The 17,781-nt window shown below is 62.5% G+C and carries 15 protein-coding genes and 1 pseudogene; 5 read left to right on the plus strand and 11 right to left on the minus strand.

The window, feature by feature from the left end; all coding sequences use genetic code 11:
• Positions 1-83: 83 nt before the first annotated feature.
• Positions 84-491, minus strand: coding sequence for a flagellar basal body-associated protein FliL (locus BLS75_RS22990; protein WP_011064151.1), 408 nt, complete (start codon positions 489-491; stop codon positions 84-86).
• A gap of 158 nt (positions 492-649) precedes the next feature.
• On the opposite strand from BLS75_RS22990, the gene BLS75_RS22995 reads away from it, so the two are divergent.
• On the plus strand, positions 650-1,627 hold the full coding sequence (locus tag BLS75_RS22995) for an NADPH:quinone oxidoreductase family protein (RefSeq protein ID WP_072451838.1): 978 nt from the start codon (positions 650-652) through the stop codon (positions 1,625-1,627).
• Positions 1,628-1,643: 16 nt separating this feature from the next.
• On the opposite strand, the gene BLS75_RS23000 is transcribed toward BLS75_RS22995, so the two are convergent.
• The 5 genes from BLS75_RS23000 to trxA form a co-directional block, all read right to left on the minus strand.
• Positions 1,644-2,294 (minus strand): gamma-glutamylcyclotransferase, encoded by a 651-nt coding sequence (locus BLS75_RS23000; RefSeq protein ID WP_041120357.1) that lies wholly within the window; start codon positions 2,292-2,294, stop codon positions 1,644-1,646.
• Positions 2,295-2,508: 214 nt separating this feature from the next.
• Entirely contained in the window at positions 2,509-3,477 is a 969-nt protein-coding gene (locus BLS75_RS23005; RefSeq protein ID WP_011064154.1) for a CDP-6-deoxy-delta-3,4-glucoseen reductase, read from the minus strand.
• Entirely contained in the window at positions 3,477-4,943 is a 1,467-nt protein-coding gene (ubiD, locus tag BLS75_RS23010; RefSeq protein WP_072451839.1) for a 4-hydroxy-3-polyprenylbenzoate decarboxylase, read from the minus strand. Before ubiD ends, BLS75_RS23005 begins: the two co-directional genes overlap by 1 nt.
• Positions 4,944-5,068: 125 nt before the next feature.
• Positions 5,069-6,328 carry a transcription termination factor Rho gene (gene rho, locus BLS75_RS23015; RefSeq protein ID WP_011064156.1) on the minus strand — a complete coding sequence of 420 codons (1,260 nt, stop codon included), beginning with the start codon at positions 6,326-6,328 and terminating at the stop codon, positions 5,069-5,071.
• Between the two features lie 246 nt (positions 6,329-6,574).
• On the minus strand, positions 6,575-6,904 hold the full coding sequence (gene trxA, locus BLS75_RS23020) for a thioredoxin TrxA (protein ID WP_003206727.1): 330 nt from the start codon (positions 6,902-6,904) through the stop codon (positions 6,575-6,577).
• A gap of 374 nt (positions 6,905-7,278) precedes the next feature.
• On the opposite strand from trxA, the gene ppx reads away from it, so the two are divergent.
• Positions 7,279-8,781 (plus strand): exopolyphosphatase, encoded by a 1,503-nt coding sequence (gene ppx / locus BLS75_RS23025; protein ID WP_011064157.1) that lies wholly within the window; start codon positions 7,279-7,281, stop codon positions 8,779-8,781.
• Positions 8,782-8,955: 174 nt separating this feature from the next.
• Here the strand turns inward: ppx and ppk1 are convergent, their stop codons facing one another.
• Positions 8,956-11,175 carry a polyphosphate kinase 1 gene (ppk1, locus tag BLS75_RS23030; protein WP_015637439.1) on the minus strand — a complete coding sequence of 740 codons (2,220 nt, stop codon included), beginning with the start codon at positions 11,173-11,175 and terminating at the stop codon, positions 8,956-8,958.
• Between the two features lie 18 nt (positions 11,176-11,193).
• Positions 11,194-12,207: a porphobilinogen synthase gene (gene hemB / locus BLS75_RS23035; protein WP_072451840.1), complete on the minus strand. Its 1,014-nt coding sequence runs from the start codon at positions 12,205-12,207 to the stop codon at positions 11,194-11,196.
• Positions 12,208-12,414: 207 nt separating this feature from the next.
• Between hemB and BLS75_RS23040 the strand changes: the two genes are divergently transcribed.
• Positions 12,415-13,029 (plus strand): DedA family protein, encoded by a 615-nt coding sequence (locus BLS75_RS23040; protein ID WP_011064160.1) that lies wholly within the window; start codon positions 12,415-12,417, stop codon positions 13,027-13,029.
• Here BLS75_RS23040 and BLS75_RS23045 read toward each other — a convergent pair.
• A complete protein-coding gene (locus tag BLS75_RS23045; protein ID WP_072451841.1) occupies positions 13,010-14,245 on the minus strand; it encodes a sterol desaturase family protein in 1,236 nt (411 codons plus the stop codon). The genes BLS75_RS23040 and BLS75_RS23045 overlap by 20 nt on opposite strands.
• A gap of 113 nt (positions 14,246-14,358) precedes the next feature.
• Here BLS75_RS23045 and elbB point away from each other — a divergent pair, with 113 nt between their 5' ends.
• Positions 14,359-15,027 (plus strand): isoprenoid biosynthesis glyoxalase ElbB, encoded by a 669-nt coding sequence (elbB, locus tag BLS75_RS23050; RefSeq protein WP_015637442.1) that lies wholly within the window; start codon positions 14,359-14,361, stop codon positions 15,025-15,027.
• An 18-nt stretch (positions 15,028-15,045) separates the two neighbouring features.
• On the opposite strand, the gene BLS75_RS23055 is transcribed toward elbB, so the two are convergent.
• Together BLS75_RS23055 and BLS75_RS23060 are read right to left on the minus strand one after the other, a co-directional pair.
• Positions 15,046-15,501, minus strand: a complete 456-nt coding sequence (locus BLS75_RS23055) for a YaiI/YqxD family protein (protein ID WP_072451842.1) — start codon at positions 15,499-15,501, stop codon at positions 15,046-15,048.
• A 79-nt stretch (positions 15,502-15,580) separates the two neighbouring features.
• Positions 15,581-17,479, minus strand: coding sequence for a cytochrome c/FTR1 family iron permease (locus BLS75_RS23060; protein ID WP_072451843.1), 1,899 nt, complete (start codon positions 17,477-17,479; stop codon positions 15,581-15,583).
• A 147-nt stretch (positions 17,480-17,626) separates the two neighbouring features.
• On the opposite strand from BLS75_RS23060, the pseudogene BLS75_RS32510 reads away from it, so the two are divergent.
• A pseudogene (locus BLS75_RS32510) lies at positions 17,627-17,749 on the plus strand (penicillin-binding protein activator LpoB); the annotation flags it as partial.
• Positions 17,750-17,781: the final 32 nt, after the last annotated feature.

Here is a 17,781-nt window from a genome sequence, read left to right on the forward strand (position 1 = left end):
ACGTAGGAGCCGGTTTGCCGGCGAAGGGCCGCAGGGACGCCTTCGCTGGCAAGCCAGCTCCTACGCCTGTAGCGGGGGCAGGCTTACTGAATGATCAGGTTGTTGAACAGCAGGTCTTCCACCACCGGCTTGCCGGTTTCGTCGTTCATGACTTGCTGCACCTGCTTGAGGGCTTCCTGGCGCAGCTTTTCCTTGGCTTCGACGTTATTCATGGTGTCGCTGGTCTGCTGGGCGAACAGCGCCACCAACTGGTTGCGTATCAGCGGCTCGTTGGCCTTGACCGCCTGGGCCGAGGCGTCGCCGGTTACCCGCAGGGCCACGTCGGCCTTGTAGACCTTGAGTTTAGGGCCGCCGTCCAGGCCGTAGTTGCCCACGAAGGGTGGGTTCAGGCTGATGTAGCTGACTTTCGGTGCTTCACCTTCTTTGGCCTCTTCGGCCATCGCTGCCATGGGCAGGGAGAGGGCCAGCAGCAACATGATCCACGCTTTCACAATTCGCTCCTTAATCCGGTTTGCGGCCTAGCATAAAGGCCCGCCCGCCTGAGCCCAAGCACAAGCTTATGGCTGGTCATCAGGACCGGGCATGCTCGTTGACCGCCTGATTCACACTCCTACACTTATCGGCCACCACTCCCAAAGGAATAGCCCTGATGAAAGCCGTGCTGTGCAAAGCCTTCGGCCCTGCCGAAACGCTGGTGCTGGAAGAGGTCGCAAGCCCCGTGCCGAAGAAGAACGAGATCCTGCTGGAAGTGCATGCCGCAGGCGTCAACTTCCCGGACACCCTGATCATCGAGGGCAAGTACCAGTTCAAGCCGCCATTCCCCTTCTCCCCGGGGGGCGAAGCGGCCGGCGTGGTCAGCGCAGTGGGCGAGAAGGTCGGCCACCTCAAGGCCGGTGACCGGGTCATGGCCCTGACCGGCTGGGGCAGCTTCGCCGAGCAGGTGGCCGTCCCCGGTTACAACGTGCTGCCGATTCCCGCCGCCATGGACTTCAATACAGCCGCCGCCTTCAGCATGACCTACGGCACCTCGATGCACGCCCTCAAGCAGCGCGGCAACCTGCAGCCCGGTGAAACCTTGCTGGTGCTTGGAGCCTCGGGCGGGGTCGGGCTGGCCGCCGTGGAAATCGGCAAGGCCATGGGCGCCCGGGTGATTGCCGCTGCCAGCAGCGCGGAAAAGCTCGCCGTGGCCAAGGCCGCTGGTGCCGATGAACTGATCAACTACAGCGAAAGCAGCCTGAAGGACGAGATCAAGCGCCTGACCGGCGGCAATGGCGCAGACGTGATCTACGACCCGGTGGGCGGCGACCTGTTCGACCAGGCCATCCGCTCCATCGCTTGGAACGGCCGGCTGCTGGTGGTGGGGTTCGCCAGCGGGCGCATCCCCGAGCTACCGGTGAACCTGGCCCTGCTCAAGGGTGCAGCGGTGGTGGGTGTGTTCTGGGGCTCCTTCGCCCAGCGCCAGCCCCAGGACAATGCGGCGAACTTCCAGCAACTGTTCGGCTGGTTCGCCGAGGGCAAGCTCAAGCCGCTGGTCTCCCAGGTCTATCCGCTGACAGAGGCTGCGCGAGCCATCGATGATCTCGGCCAGCGCAAAGCGGTGGGCAAGGTCGTGGTGCAGGTGCGCTAAGACCGGCTACAGGGCCTCAATGGGCGACCGCCCCCTTGCAGCGCTTGAGCCGCGCCTCCAGGTTGCGATCCGGCATGGCGTGGCTGCGCAGGGCCTGGACCGTCTGTTCGACATAATCGCGGGTGGTGCCATACCGCCCGCAAGCGCTTTCGAACACCTGGTTCAGGACATCGTCCGGCAGATTGCCGGCATAGCTGGGCAGGTGTCGCTCCAGCACAAAGCCCAGGGCCTGAACCTGGCTGCCATCCTCAAGGCGGCAGTTGAGCCAGTGCGGGCGATAGGAGGGATAAGGCATTTCACGCTGCCACAGGGCGTACAGCGAGGCGTCCAGTTGCTCTTCCGGCAGCCGATAGGCGAAGCCGCTGCAGGAGCCGCCACGATCCAGGCCGAACACCAGCCCCGGCAGCTCCGGCGTGCCGCGATGCTCGTGGGACCACAGGTACAGGCCGCGATGATAACCATGCACCCTGCCTCGCTTGCGTTCGACCGCCGAGCATTCCGGGCGCCAGATCAGTGAACCGTAGGCGAACAGCCACACCGGCCCACCCTTGTGCCGGGCCATGGTGGATTGCATGGAACTGCGAAGTTGGTCGTGCGTCAGCTGCGGGCCCAGATCGAGCCGCGGAGGGTAAGCCAGATTCAGATAACTGGATTCAAGGGCTGTCATGGCGAATAGCGTTCGGCTCCCCGCGTAAAAGAAGTTACTTAATAGAACGCTTGGCAGTAACTGCAAGACACATGAGTTTAAAGGCAAGTTAAGTGCCACTAAGCAGTGGCACTTAAGTTGGAGGCTTATATATAACCTACCGGCATTTATTTAATTAGATAAATACCGATAGGCTATATACAGAGTTATAACGCGCCGCGCAGGCCCGATGCAGTCAGGGCCGCGGGGCGTAGGCAAACACGTCGGCGCGCATTTGGTGGGCATCCATCCCGGCACTCACCAGCGCATCCAGGGTGGCGTAGATCATCGCCGGCGAGCCGCTGGCGTAAACGTGTACCGCCGACAGGTCGGTAATGTCCTCGCACACCGCTTCATGCAGCATGCCGCAGCGCCCCTCCCAGCCACACAGGTCGCTGACCACTTTGTGCAGGTAGAGGTTGGGCAGTTGCTGCCACTCGTCCCAGTGTTCCAGCTGGTAGAAATCTTCCGGCCGGCGCACGCCCCAATACAGGTGCACCGGATGCTTGAAGCCGGCGGCCCGACAATGCTCGATCAGGCTGTGCATCTGCGCCATGCCGGTACCGGCGGCGATCAGCACCAGCGGCCCATCCGGCAACTCGGCCAGGTGGGTGTCGCCAAAAGGCAACTGCACCCGAGCCATGCGGTTGCGCTGCAGTTGCTCCATCAGGCTTTGCGCACTGTTCTCGCGCACCAGCACATGCAGTTCCAGATCTCGCCCGCTGTGAGGCGCCGATGCCAGGGAAAAGGCCGACTTCTCACCGTTGTCCCGCTCCAGCATCAGGTACTGCCCTGCGTGATAGCGCGGCGGCTTGCCGGCCGGTGCCCGCAGCCTGACCCGCCAGACATCGCCGCCGACCTCCAGGCATTCAGTAAGCTGACACGACAGGCTGCGCACCGGCAATTCTCCCAGCGCAAGGACGCCATCCCACAGCACGATGCAGTCTTCCAGCGGCTCTGCAATGCAAGTGTAGAACTCGCCGTGATCACGCACGTCGCCAGCTTGCTGCACGCTGCCCTCCACCAGCAGCGCCGCACAGACATGACAGTTGCCATTGCGGCAGCTCTGCGGGCATTCATAGCCCAGGCGCCGCGCCGCATCGAGAATCCGCTCGCCGGGCAGCGTCTCAAGCACCGCTCCGGAGGGCTGCAAGGTTACACGCATCAATCTATTCCTAACTGATTCCAGATGGCATCGATCCGGCGGGTGACCGCCTCATCCTTGACGATGACCCGGCCCCACTCTCGGGTGGTTTCTCCAGGCCACTTGTGAGTCGCATCGAGCCCCATCTTCGAACCCAGGCCAGACACCGGCGAGGCGAAGTCGAGGTAGTCGATCGGGGTGTTGTCGATCATCACCGTGTCGCGCTTGGGGTCCATGCGCGTGGTGATGGCCCAGATCACATCGTTCCAGTCCCGGGCATTGATATCGTCGTCGGTGACGATAACGAACTTGGTGTACATGAACTGTCGCAAAAACGACCAGACACCCAGCATGACCCGCTTGGCGTGGCCCGGGTACTGCTTCTTCATGGTCACCACCGCCATGCGGTAGGAACAGCCTTCGGGCGGCAGGTAGAAGTCGGTGATTTCCGGAAACTGCTTCTGCAGGATCGGCACGAAGACCTCGTTCAGCGCGACGCCGAGGATCGCCGGCTCATCGGGCGGCCGGCCGGTGTAGGTGCTGTGGTAGATCGGCTTGATGCGGTGGGTGATGCGCTCCACGGTGAACACCGGGAAACTGTCGACCTCGTTGTAGTAGCCGGTGTGGTCACCGTACGGGCCTTCATCGGCCATCTCGCCGGGATGGATCACCCCTTCAAGGATGATTTCAGCCGTGGCCGGAACCTGCAGGTCGTTACCGCGGCACTTCACCAGCTCAGTGCGGTTGCCCCGCAGCAGGCCGGCGAAGGCGTATTCGGAAAGGCTGTCCGGCACCGGGGTCACGGCGCCGAGAATGGTCGCCGGGTCCGCGCCCAGCGCCACCGACACCGGGAACGGCTGGCCCGGGTGCTTCTCGCACCACTCGCGGTAATCCAGCGCGCCGCCGCGGTGGCTCAGCCAGCGCATGATCACCTTGTTGCGGCCGATCACCTGCTGACGATAGATACCCAGGTTCTGCCGGTCCTTGTTCGGGCCCTTGGTCACGGTCAGGCCCCAAGTGATCAGCGGGCCGACATCGCCCGGCCAGCAGGTCTGCACCGGCAGCATGCCAAGGTCGACGTCGTCGCCTTCGATCACCACTTCCTGGCACACCGCTTCCTTGACCACCTTGGGCGCCATGGAAATGATCTTGCGGAAGATCGGCAGCTTGGACCAGGCGTCCTTGAGCCCCTTGGGCGGCTCCGGCTCCTTGAGGAACGCCAGCAGCTTGCCGATCTCGCGCAGTTCGCTGACCGCTTCGGCGCCCATGCCCAGGGCCACGCGCTCGGGGGTGCCGAACAGGTTGCCGAGCACGGGGATGTCATAACCGGTGGGGTTTTCAAACAGCAGGGCCGGGCCTTTGGCACGCAAGGTGCGATCGCAGACCTCGGTCATTTCCAGCACTGGGGACACCGGAACCTGGATGCGCTTGAGTTCCGAGCGCTGTTCCAGGCCGCTGATAAAGTCGCGCAAGTCGCGATACTGCATGCGTGAGCCTCGTTTTCGCCGTGGCATTCGGGGCAGGCAGTTTAGCGCCGAACCCACAGGTTCAGAATAGAGAATGTCAGATAGCAAAAAGCCGGGTTTCCCCGGCTCTTGCTGGCCTGATCGATTTACTTGCGTTTCATCGACAGGAAGAACTCATCGTTGGTCTTGGTCTGTTTCAACTTGTCGACCAGGAATTCGATGGCAGCGACTTCATCCATGGGATGCAGCAGTTTGCGCAGGATCCACATGCGCTGCAGCTCGTCGTCGGCGGTCAGCAACTCTTCGCGGCGAGTGCCGGAACGGTTGATGTTGATGGCCGGGAAGACGCGCTTTTCAGCGATCTTGCGGTCCAGGGGCAGTTCCATGTTGCCGGTACCCTTGAACTCTTCGTAGATCACTTCATCCATCTTCGAGCCGGTTTCAACCAGCGCCGTAGCGATGATGGTCAGCGAGCCGCCTTCCTCGATGTTCCGCGCGGCGCCGAAGAAACGCTTCGGTTTCTCCAGGGCGTGGGCATCGACACCACCGGTCAGGACCTTGCCGGAGCTCGGGATCACGGTGTTGTAGGCACGGGCCAGACGGGTGATGGAGTCCAGCAGGATCACCACGTCCTTCTTGTGTTCAACCAGGCGCTTGGCCTTCTCGATCACCATCTCGGCCACTTGCACGTGGCGGGTTGGCGGCTCGTCGAAGGTGGAGGCGACCACTTCGCCGCGCACAGTGCGCTGCATTTCGGTCACTTCTTCCGGACGCTCGTCGATCAGCAGCACGATCAGATGAACTTCAGGGTTGTTGCGCGTGATGTTCGACGCGATGTTCTGCAGCATGATGGTCTTGCCCGCCTTTGGCGGAGCAACGATCAGACCACGCTGGCCTTTACCGATCGGGGCGCACAGATCGATCACACGACCGGTCAGGTCTTCGGTGGAACCGTTGCCGGCTTCCATCTTCATGCGCACGGTCGGGAACAGCGGCGTCAGGTTTTCGAACAGAATCTTGTTCTTGGCGTTCTCTGGGCGGTCGTAGTTGATGGTATCGACCTTGAGCAGAGCGAAGTAACGCTCGCCTTCCTTGGGAGGGCGGATCTTGCCAACGATGGTGTCACCGGTGCGCAAGTTGAAGCGACGGATCTGGCTTGGCGAGACGTAGATATCGTCCGGGCCAGCAAGATAGGAGGCGTCAGCAGAGCGAAGGAAGCCGAAGCCGTCCTGGAGGATCTCCAGCACGCCATCACCGGAGATTTCCTCACCGCTTTTCGCGTGCTTTTTCAGCAGGGAGAAAATCACGTCCTGCTTGCGCGAACGGGCCATATTTTCTATGCCCATCTGTTCGGCCAATTCGAGCAGTTCGGTAATCGGCTTTTGCTTGAGTTCAGTCAGATTCATATAGGAATGACGTAATCATTTATAGAGGGGGGAAATTAAGCTTTTGGCTTAATGAGGCCGCGCCGCAGAGAAGGCGACAGGATCGCGTACTAATTCGAAAAGGAGAGCGTCGGCGACGGCTTGCAGGGGGCAATGGAGAAACCAGTGCGGGGCCGAATGTAACACCTGAGTTTCAGAGCGTCTAGCCCTCAATTACGAAAAAGCCCCGCATTTTGCGGGGCTTTTTCAAGGGTACCGAATCGACGCTTAGATGTTGGCGTCGAGGAAGGCAGCCAGTTGCGACTTCGACAGTGCACCAACCTTGGTAGCTTCGACGTTGCCGTTCTTGAACAGCATCAAGGTCGGGATACCACGCACGCCATGCTTGGCCGGGGTTTCCTGGTTCTCGTCGATGTTCAGCTTGGCAACGGTCAGCTTGCCCTTGTAGGTTTCAGCAATTTCGTCCAGAACCGGAGCGATCATTTTGCATGGGCCACACCACTCGGCCCAGTAGTCGACCAGTACAGCGCCTTCGGCTTTGAGTACGTCGGCCTCGAAGCTGGCGTCGCTGACGTGTTTGATAAGATCGCTGCTCATGGAATTCTCCAGGTTGTAAGCAAAAAAACGTGGCCCATCATATCTGCCCTTCCCGCGTTCAGGAAGCCGGAGATGATTGACTCTAACTATGGTGCCCCACGAGTTTGGGTATAGCTCAGCTGGGGACGTTACGCGGGTTGCACAGGCCATTCGGCAACCCCGGCCGGCACCGCGCACCTGTTGCAGCAGGGTCTTTGCCTGGCTGCCAAGGATCGGCTCGCCCGATTGAACGGGATCTTTACTGGCCAGGGAACCGCCGGCCCACCGCCCCGGCGCAGGCTTTTATGCGTTGAATCAACGCATTGGACACTGCGCGTTGGCGCGAGCCGTTGATCGTGGCAGGATGGCGAGGTTATCGACCGAGACCCCCAACCATGCCCCAATCCCAAGCCAAGAATCTGTCCCTGATCGCCGCGATCGATCTGGGCTCCAACAGCTTTCACATGGTCGTGGCCAAGGCCCGGAACGGTGAAATCCGCATTCTCGAGCGGCTCGGAGAAAAGGTTCAACTGGCCGCCGGCATCGACGAAGAACGCCAGCTCAACGAAGAATCCATGCAGCGCGGTCTCGACTGCCTCAAGCGCTTCGCCCAACTGATCAACGGCATGCCCCAGGGCACGGTGCGCATCGTCGGCACCAACGCCCTGCGCGAAGCCCGCAACCGCGGCGAGTTCATTCGCCGTGCCGAGGAAATCCTCGGCCACCCGGTGGAAGTCATCTCCGGCCGTGAAGAAGCCCGCCTGATCTACCTCGGGGTGTCCCACACCCTCGCCGACACCCCGGGCAAGCGCCTGGTGGCCGACATCGGCGGCGGCAGTACCGAATTCATCATCGGCCAGCGCTTCGAACCCCTGCTGCGCGAGAGCCTGCAGATGGGCTGCGTAAGCTTCACCCAGCGCTATTTCCGCGACGGCAAGATCACCCCTGCCCGCTATGCCCAGGCCTACACCGCCGCACGCCTGGAGATCATGAGCATCGAGCATGCCCTGCATCGCCTGACCTGGGACGAAGCCATCGGCTCGTCCGGAACCATTCGCGCCATTGGCCTGGCCCTCAAGGCTGGCGGCCAGGGTAGCGGCGAGGTCAACGCCGAAGGGCTGGCCTGGCTCAAGCGCAAGCTGTTCAAGCTCGGCGACGCCGAGAAGATCGACTTCGAAGGCATCAAGCCCGACCGCCGAGCGATCTTTCCCGCTGGCCTGGCAATTCTCGAAGCGATCTTCGACGCCCTGGAACTGCAACGCATGGATCACTGCGAAGGCGCCCTGCGTGAAGGCGTGCTCTACGATCTGCTGGGCCGCCATCATCACGAAGACGTCCGTGAACGCACCCTCAGCTCGCTGATGGAGCGCTACCACGTCGACCTGGAACAAGCCTCGCGCGTTGAAGGCAAGGCCCTGCGCGCCTTCGACCAGGTGGCCGCGGACTGGGACCTGGAAGACGGCATCTGGCGCGAACTGCTGGGCTGGGCGGCCAAGGTCCATGAAGTGGGGCTGGACATCGCCCACTATCACTACCACAAGCACGGTGCCTACCTGATCGAGCACTCGGACCTGGCGGGTTTCTCCCGGGAAGACCAGCAGATGCTGGCTCTCCTGGTGCGCGGCCACCGCCGCAACATCCCCAAGGAAAAATTCGCCGAGTTCGGCGACGACGGCATCAAGCTGATCCGGCTGTGCGTGCTGCTGCGTTTCGCCATCCTCTTCCATCACATCCGTGGCACCCAGCAAATGCCTCAGGTGAGCCTCAGCGCCCTGGGCGATCAGCTGGACGTGGAGTTCCCGGAAAACTGGCTGGATGAAAACCAGCTGACCCAGGCCGACTTCGCCCTGGAGGCCGAATGGCTGACCCGGGTGGGCATCGTGCTCAACGTCAACTGACCCTGCCACGGAGCTGCAGGAGCCGGCTTGCCGACGAAAAGGCCGCTACCCCTTGCATCGCCCTCAGGGACGCCTTCGCTGGCAAGCCAGCGCCCACAGTTCTTGCAAGCCGCACAAAAAAGGCCAGCCCGGTGATCGGGCTGGCCTTTTTATTATCAGCGACGCCTGACGCGCTTAGCGCACCGGCAGTACCGGGCTGCCAAGGCGCTCCAGCAGGGTTGCCTGGGCACTGCGCGGGTTCTGGTTGCCGGTCGGCGTGTTGCGAATATAGCGGCCGTCGGACTGCAGGCTCCAGCTGTGGGTGTTGTCGGTGAGATAGCTCTCCAGCTCTTTCTTGACCCGCAGAATCAGCTTCTTGCCCTCCACCGGGAAGCAGGTCTCGACCCGCTTGTCGAGGTTGCGCTCCATCCAGTCGGCGCTGGAAAGGAACATCTGTTCCTCGCCGCCATTGAGGAAGTAGAACACCCGGGTGTGCTCCAGGAAGCGGCCGATGATCGAGCGCACGTGGATGTTGTGCGAGACCCCGGCAATGCCCGGACGCAGGCAGCACATGCCACGCACCACCAGGTCGATGCGCACGCCCGACTGGCTGGCCTTGTACAGCGCGCGAATGATCTTCGGATCGGTCAATGAGTTGAACTTGGCGATAATGTGCGCCGGTTTGCCGTCCAGGGCGAACTGAGTCTCCCGGGCGATCATGTCGAGCATGCCCTTCTTCAGGGTGAACGGCGCATGCAGCAACTTCTTCATGCGCAGAGTCTTGCCCATGCCGATCAGTTGGCTGAACAGCTTGCCCACGTCCTCGCACAAGGCATCGTCGGAGGTCAGCAGACTGTAGTCGGTGTACAGACGGGCGTTGGCCGCGTGGTAGTTGCCGGTGCCCAGGTGCGCATAACGCACGATCTCGCCGGCTTCGCGACGCAGGATGAGCATCATCTTGGCGTGAGTCTTGAACCCCACCACGCCGTAGATCACCACCGCACCGGCCGCCTGCAGACGGCTGGCCATCTGCAGGTTGGACTCTTCGTCAAACCGCGCACGCAATTCGATCACCGCGGTGACCTCCTTGCCGTTGCGCGCCGCGTCCACCAGGGCGTCGACGATCTCCGAGTTGGCACCACTGCGGTACAGGGTCTGGCGCACTGCCAGCACATGCGGGTCCTTGGCAGCCTGGCGCAGCAGGTCGACCACCGGGGTGAAGGATTCGAACGGGTGCAGCAGCAGGATGTCCTGCTTGCTGATGACGCTGAAGATGTTCTCGCTGTTCTGCAGCAGCTTGGGGATCTGCGGAGTGAACGGGGTGTATTGCAGCTCCGGGTGGCTGTCCAGGCCGGTGATGCTGAACAGCCGCGTCAGGTTCACCGGGCCGTTGACCTGGTACAGCTCGGTCTCGTGCAGGTTGAACTGCTTGAGCAGGTAGTCCGACAGGTGCTTGGGGCAGGTGTCGGCCACTTCCAGGCGCACCGCGTCACCGTAGCGACGGGAGAACAGCTCGCCGCGCAGCGCACGGGCCAGGTCTTCGACGTCCTCGGTGTCCACTGCCAGGTCGGCGTTTCGGGTCAGGCGGAACTGATAGCAGCCTTTTACCTTCATGCCCTGGAACAGGTCATCGGCGTGGGCGTGGATCATCGACGAGAGGAATACATAATTGTCGCCAGGGCCGCCGACTTCTTCCGGCACCTTGATGATCCGCGGCAGCAGGCGCGGCGCGGGGATGATCGCCAGGCCCGAATCGCGACCGAAGGCGTCGATACCTTCCAGCTCGACGATGAAGTTCAGGCTCTTGTTCACCAGCAATGGAAACGGGTGCGTCGGGTCCAGGCCGATGGGGGTGATGATCGGCGCGATCTCGTCGCGGAAATAGCGGCGAACCCAGGTCTTGAGCTTGGTGGTCCAGTAGCGGCGACGGATGAAGCGGATCTGATGTTTTTCCAGTTCCGGCAACAGGATGTCGTTGAGGATCGCGTACTGGCGGTCGACATGCCCGTGCACCAGTTCACTGATGCGCGCCAGCGCCTGGTGCGGCTGCAGACCGTCGGCACCGGCCTGTTCGCGAGCGAAGGTGATCTGCTTCTTCAGGCCCGCCACGCGGATCTCGAAGAACTCGTCCAGGTTGCTGGAGAAGATCAGCAGGAACTTCAGGCGCTCCAGCAACGGATAGGACTCATCCAGTGCCTGCTCCAGCACGCGGATGTTGAATTGCAGCTGCGACAGCTCGCGGTGGATGTACAGGCTGCTGTCATCCAGGTTGGGAATGACGATGGCCGGTGCCGGTTGCGTCTCGGCCACCGCGGCCGGGGCCACTGGCTCCAGTTCCGGCGGGGTCTCCACCACTTGCTCGACCACCGGCTGAGCTTCTTTTACGGCAACTTCTGAGAGTCCTTCAGTATTCATCGCGTGTTCCTGGGAGGGCTATTTTTGCTCTCGTAACAATTGAGCAGCACGAACGGCAAAGTAAGTCAGGATGCCATCGGCACCTGCACGTTTAAAAGCGGTCAGGGATTCAAGAATAACCCCCTCACCCAACCAACCATTCTGGATTGCTGCCATGTGCATGGCGTATTCGCCGCTGACCTGATAGACAAAGGTCGGCACCTTGAATTCATCTTTGACCCGCCAGAGGATGTCCAGGTACGGCATGCCCGGCTTGACCATGACCATGTCCGCGCCTTCGGCGAGGTCCGCCGCCACTTCATGCAGGGCTTCCTGGCCGTTGGCCGGGTCCATCTGGTACGAGGCCTTGTCGGCCTTGCCCAGGTTCAGCGCCGAGCCCACCGCATCGCGGAAGGGACCGTAGTAGGCGCTGGCGTACTTGGCCGAGTAAGCCATGATGCGCACGTTGGCATGCCCGGCCAGTTCCAGGGCCTCGCGGATCGCCTGGACCCGCCCGTCCATCATGTCCGACGGTGCCACCACCTGGGCGCCGGCCTCGGCATGGGACAGGGCCTGGCGCACCAGGGCGTCGACGGTGATGTCGTTCTGCACATAACCCTGTTCGTCGAGGATGCCGTCCTGGCCATGGGTAGTGAACGGGTCAAGGGCAACGTCGGTGATCACCCCCAGGGCCGGAAAGCGTTCGCGCAGGGCGCGGGTGGCACGCTGGGCGATGCCGTCGGGGTTCCAGGCCTCGGCCGCATCCAGGGACTTGAGCCCGGCCGGCGTCACCGGGAACAGCGCCAGGGCCGGAATCCCCAGATCGACCCAGAGCGCCGCCTCTTCCAGCAACAGGTCGATGGTCAGGCGCTCCACACCCGGCATCGAAGCCACCGCTTCGCGGCGATTCTCACCCTCGAGCACGAACACCGGCAGGATCAGGTCATCCACGCTCAGGCGGTTTTCCCGCACCAGACGGCGGGAAAAGTCATCGCGACGGTTGCGCCGCAGACGAGTGGCTGGAAACAGGCGGTTGGCGGGGGTAAAGCTCACGGCGGACTCCAGGGCTCGCGCTGGCGGACGAGCGGGACAGTTATAAGCGGGCATTATGACGAACAGATGACAGTTGTGCTCAAGCTGTTGACCGGCAGCAACACTCATTGTCATTGGCCGGATTGTTCACGTCGAGACACATTTCGATACTTTCCCGAACGTCGTCGAAGGGGTAGGCTGCGCGTTCATTTCGCCAGCATCCAGACAATGCTCCAACAATTTCTTCAGGATTTCGGCTACTTCGCCCTCTTTCTCGGCACGTTTTTCGAAGGCGAAACCATTCTGGTTCTTGCCGGATTTCTCGCGTTCCGCGGATACATGGATATCAACCTGGTGATGGTGGTTGCCTTCTTCGGCAGCTACGCCGGTGACCAGTTGTGGTACTTCCTGGGGCGCAAGCATGGCCGCAAGCTGCTGGCGCGCAAACCGCGCTGGCAAATGATGGGTGACCGGGCGCTGGAGCATATCCGCAAGCACCCGGATATCTGGGTACTGAGCTTTCGCTTCGTCTACGGGCTGCGCACCGTGATGCCGGTGGCCATCGGCCTGTCCGGCTATCCGCCGGGCCGCTACCTGCTGCTCAACGGTATCGGCGCAGCGATCTGGGCCATAGCCCTGGCCCAGGCGGCCTACCATTTCGGCGCAGTCATGGAAGGCATGCTCGGCAGCATCAAGAAGTACGAGCTGTGGGTGCTGGGCGCCCTGCTGGTCCTGGGCTTCGGCCTGTGGCTGCGCCGGCGCTTCAAGAACGCACGCCTGGCCAAGCAGATCTACGAAGCCGAACAGGCCTCCGCCCGGGAACCTAAGACGCCAGCCGAGTAACACGCGAGCCGCAGCCATACAGCCCGCAGACACTCAGCAGGCTGTAGCTGCCCAGCGCCACCCAGGCCAGGGGGCTGGCCGGCCACAGACCGACCAGCGGCGCCAGCCATACCAGGGGCAGATTCAGCAGCAGCCGCGCCCCTTCCAGTTTCAGGCTCCAGGGCCGATCCTCCAGAGCCGCGCCCAGTACGAACAGACCCAAGGCCATCGCGCCCCCGCCCAGCAGCAGTGCCTGGACCGACAGGCTGCTCTGGGCATTCATCAGGTAGCTGCCCAGGGCTACATACACCGCGAACTGCAGCACCACGTACATCTGACGCCGCACATCCAGGGCCACCTCGAATTTGCGAAACTGGCTCAGCTCCGGCTTGGCCAGGGGATAACGGGCCTGCACATCCGCCGGGCGCCAGCCGGTGCGCATGAACCAGATCCGCAGCTTGTCCCGCACATGCTCGGTGCGCCGGGCATCATTCCAGAGCTGGGCATAGAACTGCAGATTGGCCCACAGCGGGTTCCAACTGGCCAGCGGGGTCGTCACGCCGAACACCACGGGCTCGTTGTCGTCCTCTTCCTGGTAGGTGCCGAACAGCCGGTCCCAGAGAATGAACACCCCGCCGTAGTTGCGATCCATATAAAGAGCGTTCTGCGCGTGATGGGCCCGGTGATTGGAGGGGGTCACGAAGAACCATTCATACCAGCCCAGCTTGCCGATGTGCCGGGTATGCACCCAGAACTGATACAGCAGATTGAGGGCTGCCACCGTGACGAACACCACCAGCGGCACCCCGAGTACCGCCAGGGGCAGGTAGAAGATCCAGCTCAACAGGAAGCCGGTGCTGGTCTGGCGCAGAGCCGTGGAGAGGTTGTAGTCCTCGCTCTGGTGGTGCACCGAGTGAGCGGCCCAGAGGATATTGCGTTCATGACCGCAGCGATGCAGCCAGTAGTAGCAGAAGTCGTACAGGACAAAGGCCCCGATCCATACCCAGAGGCTGTGCGCCGGCAGCTCGAACAGCCCCCAGTGCTGGAGGGCGAAGGTATAAGTGACCAGGCCCAGCCCCTTGGTCAGCAGGCCCGTGGTGGTGGACAACACGCCGGTGCTGATGCTATTGACCGCATCGGCAACCCGGTAGTTATTCACTCCCCGCCAGCGATCGACCAACAATTCAGCAACAATCAACACAAAGAAAAACGGCACCGCATAGAGGATGAGGTTCATGGCGCGACCCGATCGATATCGATAACCAAGATTAGGTCCGACGACTCCATCCCCCTATGGCCAGGTGTGACAAACAGGCGGACATTTAGCGCCATGAATCTGGAGAAAAACCCATGAGCAAAAAAGTTGCAGTGATCCTTTCCGGTTGCGGCGTGTTCGACGGCGCCGAAATCCACGAAAGCGTGATCACCCTGCTGCGCCTCGACCAACGCGGCGCCCAGGTGCAGTGCTTCGCCCCGAACATCCCCCAGATGCATGTGCTCAACCACCTGACCGGCGAAACCATGGCCGAGACCCGTAACGTGCTGGTGGAATCGGCGCGCATCGCCCGGGGTGAGGTCAAGGACCTGCGCGAAGCCCGCGTCGAAGACTTCGATGCGCTGATCATTCCCGGTGGCTTCGGGGCAGCCAAGAACCTCTCCAGCTTCGCCACCGAAGGCGCTGCCTGCACAGTCCAGGCCGACGTCCTGGCCCTGGCCGAAGCCTTTGCCGAAGCCGGCAAGCCGGTGGGCCTGATGTGCATCGCCCCGGCCATGGCCGCGAAGATCTACGGCCCTGGCGTGACCTGCACCATCGGCAACGATGCCGACACCGCAGCCGCCCTGGGCAAGATGGGCGCCACCCACGCCGAATGCGCAGTGGGCGAGATCATCGAAGACAAGGCACGCAAACTGGTGAGCACCCCCGCCTATATGCTGGCAAAATCCATCAGCGAAGCGGCCTCGGGCATCAACAAGCTGGTGGACCGGGTGCTGGAGCTGACCCACGAAGGCGACAAGTGAGCCTCTAGCGAGCGCCCCTCAGGCCTGGCGCGCCAAGCGCGTCAGGATGCGGTCCAGGGCGTTGGCAAAGGCCTGTTTTTCCCGTTCGCCATAGGGCGCTTGCCCACCACTGACCTGCCCCTGTTCACGCAGGTCGGTAAACAGGTTGCGCACCGCCAGGCGCTCGCCCATGTTCTGTGCGTCGAACTCCTTGCCCCGCGGGTCCAGGGCCGCCACGCCCTTTTTCACCAGACGGTCGGCCAGCGGCACGTCACTGCAGATCACCAGTTCACCAGGCACTGCGTGCTCCACCAGGTAATCGTCGGCGGCATCCGGGCCGCTGGGCACCACGATCAGCCTGACGCAAGCAAAGGCCGGCTTGATCTGCGCCTGTCCGGCCACCAGCACCACTTCGAACTGGCGCTTCAGGGCGAAGCGCACTACTTGATCCTTGGCCGCCTTGGGGCAGGCATCGGCATCGATCCAGACACGCATTGAATGTTCTCCCTCCATAATGCAGAACGGGCAAGCCGCCCCTTCAGGAGCGGGCTTGCCCGCAATCAACTACGCCGGCTCAGGAAGCCTGCACGCGGCGCTTCTCACTCATGCGGCTGCGGCTGTAGAGCACCACGATCGCCAGGATCGCCACCGCCTGGGCACCCAGCGAGTAGGCGTCGGCATGAATACCCAGCCAGTCGAAGTCGAAGAACGGCACTGGCCGCGTACCGAAGATACCCGCTTCCTGCAACGCCTTGACGCCGTGCCCGGCGAACACCACCGACAAGGCGCAGAGCAGTGCCGCGTTGATGCCGAAGAACAGCGCCAGGGGCAGCTTGGCCGAGCCCCGCAGGATCACCCAGGCCAACCCTACGAGCAACACCAGGGCGGTAGCGCCACCGGCCAGTACCGCGTTGTGCCCGGCAGGGCCGGCCTGCAGCCACAGGGTTTCGTAGAACAGAATCACTTCGAACAGCTCGCGATAGACCGAGAAGAACGCCAGCACCGCAAAGCCGAATCGCCCGCCGCCGCCCACCAGGCTGCTCTTGATGTAGTCCTGCCAGGCCGCCGCATGCCGGCGGTCATGCATCCACACCCCGAGCCACAGCACCATGACACTGGCGAACAGTGCGGTGGCGCCTTCGAGCAGTTCACGCTGGGAACCGCTGACATCGATCACGTAGGCCGCCAAGGCCCAGGTACCCAGGCCGGCCAGCAAGGCCAGTCCCCAGCCGACGTTGACACTGCGCACCGCCGATTGCTGGCCGGTGTTACGCAGGAAGGCGAGGATGGCCGCCAGCACCAGGATCGCTTCCAGGCCTTCGCGCAGCAGGATCAGCAGGCCGGAAATAAAGCTCAGAGACCAGCTCAGGCTGTCGCCGCCCAGAAGCTCGGCGGACTCCTTGAGCTTGGCCTTGGCCGCGTCCAGACGCTGTTCGGCCTGGGCCACCGGCAAACCATCCTGCAACGACTGCCGGTAGGCCATCAGGGCCTTTTCGGTGTCTTTGCGGACGTTGGCATCGACGTTGTCCAGGGAGCTTTCTACCAGCTCGAAACCTTCCAGGTACGCCGCTACCGACAGATCGTAGGCCTGTTCGTGATCACCGCTGCGATAGGCCGCCAGGCTCTTGTCCAGGGTCGATGCGGTGTAGTCCAGCAACTGCGCCGGCCCCCGTTTGACCTGAGGCGGCTGGGCCCGCTGGGCACGGAAAGTCGCGGCTGCCTGCGGTCCCTGGGCGGCCAGTACTTCACCCGGTGTCTGCCGGGCCAGGTCGGCCAGGTTGAAGCTCTGCTCGCCCTTGGCGGCCGCAGGGTCGGCGCTGAAACTGGCGATGTAGGTGGCCAGGTCCCAACGCTGGCGATCATCCAGTTGATCAGCGAAGGACGGCATGTCGGTGCCTTCCACGCCCAACCCCAGGGTGTTGTAGATGGCATACAGGCTCAGGCGGTCGAGACGTTCGACATCCCGCAGGTTGGCCGGTGGTGGGGTCATGCCCACGCCCGCCGGACCATCGCCGGCGCCCTGCTCGCCATGGCATACCGAGCAGTGCTGGGCGTACAACGGCGCGCCACGGGTCGGATCCGGGGTGATGATCGGCGCCTGGCTGACCTCATAGGCCACCGCCAGCCGGGCCCCCATCTGCCGCGCCTGGCGAGCTACCTGATTGCCATCGACGCGGTCATCCACCGCTTTGCGCAGGCTGACAACGCCTTGCTCCAGTTCAGCCTTTTCCGGTTTGGTCGGCAGATCGGCGATCAACCCCTGCAGGACGCCGAGAAACTCCACCTGCTCACGGTACTCGGACTCGTCAATGACCTTGCCCCCCTCGACCGTGGCGGGATAGTCCGCGCCAATGTAATCCAGCAGATGCAGGGCCTTGGGCGCGCCGTCGACGGTATCGGCCAGCAGGTTGAAGCTGAAAAGCGCCAGCACCGGCAACACTAGCAACGCCAGTAAACGGGAAGGGGCAATCATGAATAAATCTCAAAGGGAAATAAGAAGTAACATATTGTTCCCTCCCAACGGGTTTCACTCAAGGCTTATCAGCCCCGCTGAAACATCTTCGCTCACAGGCCACCAGCCTCACGCCCAGGTAGCACCCGCTCTCCTTGCTTGTGCAAAGTGTCCAAGCCCCTGGGCGAAGACGTCACCCGGCAGTTGGGTCGTGACAGCTGCGAGCAACCGCGCCAAGCGCCGATGCACAACAACCAGCCGCCGGACACGGCGCCAGTGATCCTGCGCTAAACCGCACGCAAACGAAAAAGGCGACCCGGTGG

It is taken from the genome of Pseudomonas sp. NFPP12 (genome assembly GCF_900103205.1).
In the GTDB taxonomy this organism is placed as follows: Bacteria; Pseudomonadota; Gammaproteobacteria; order Pseudomonadales; family Pseudomonadaceae; genus Aquipseudomonas; species Aquipseudomonas protegens.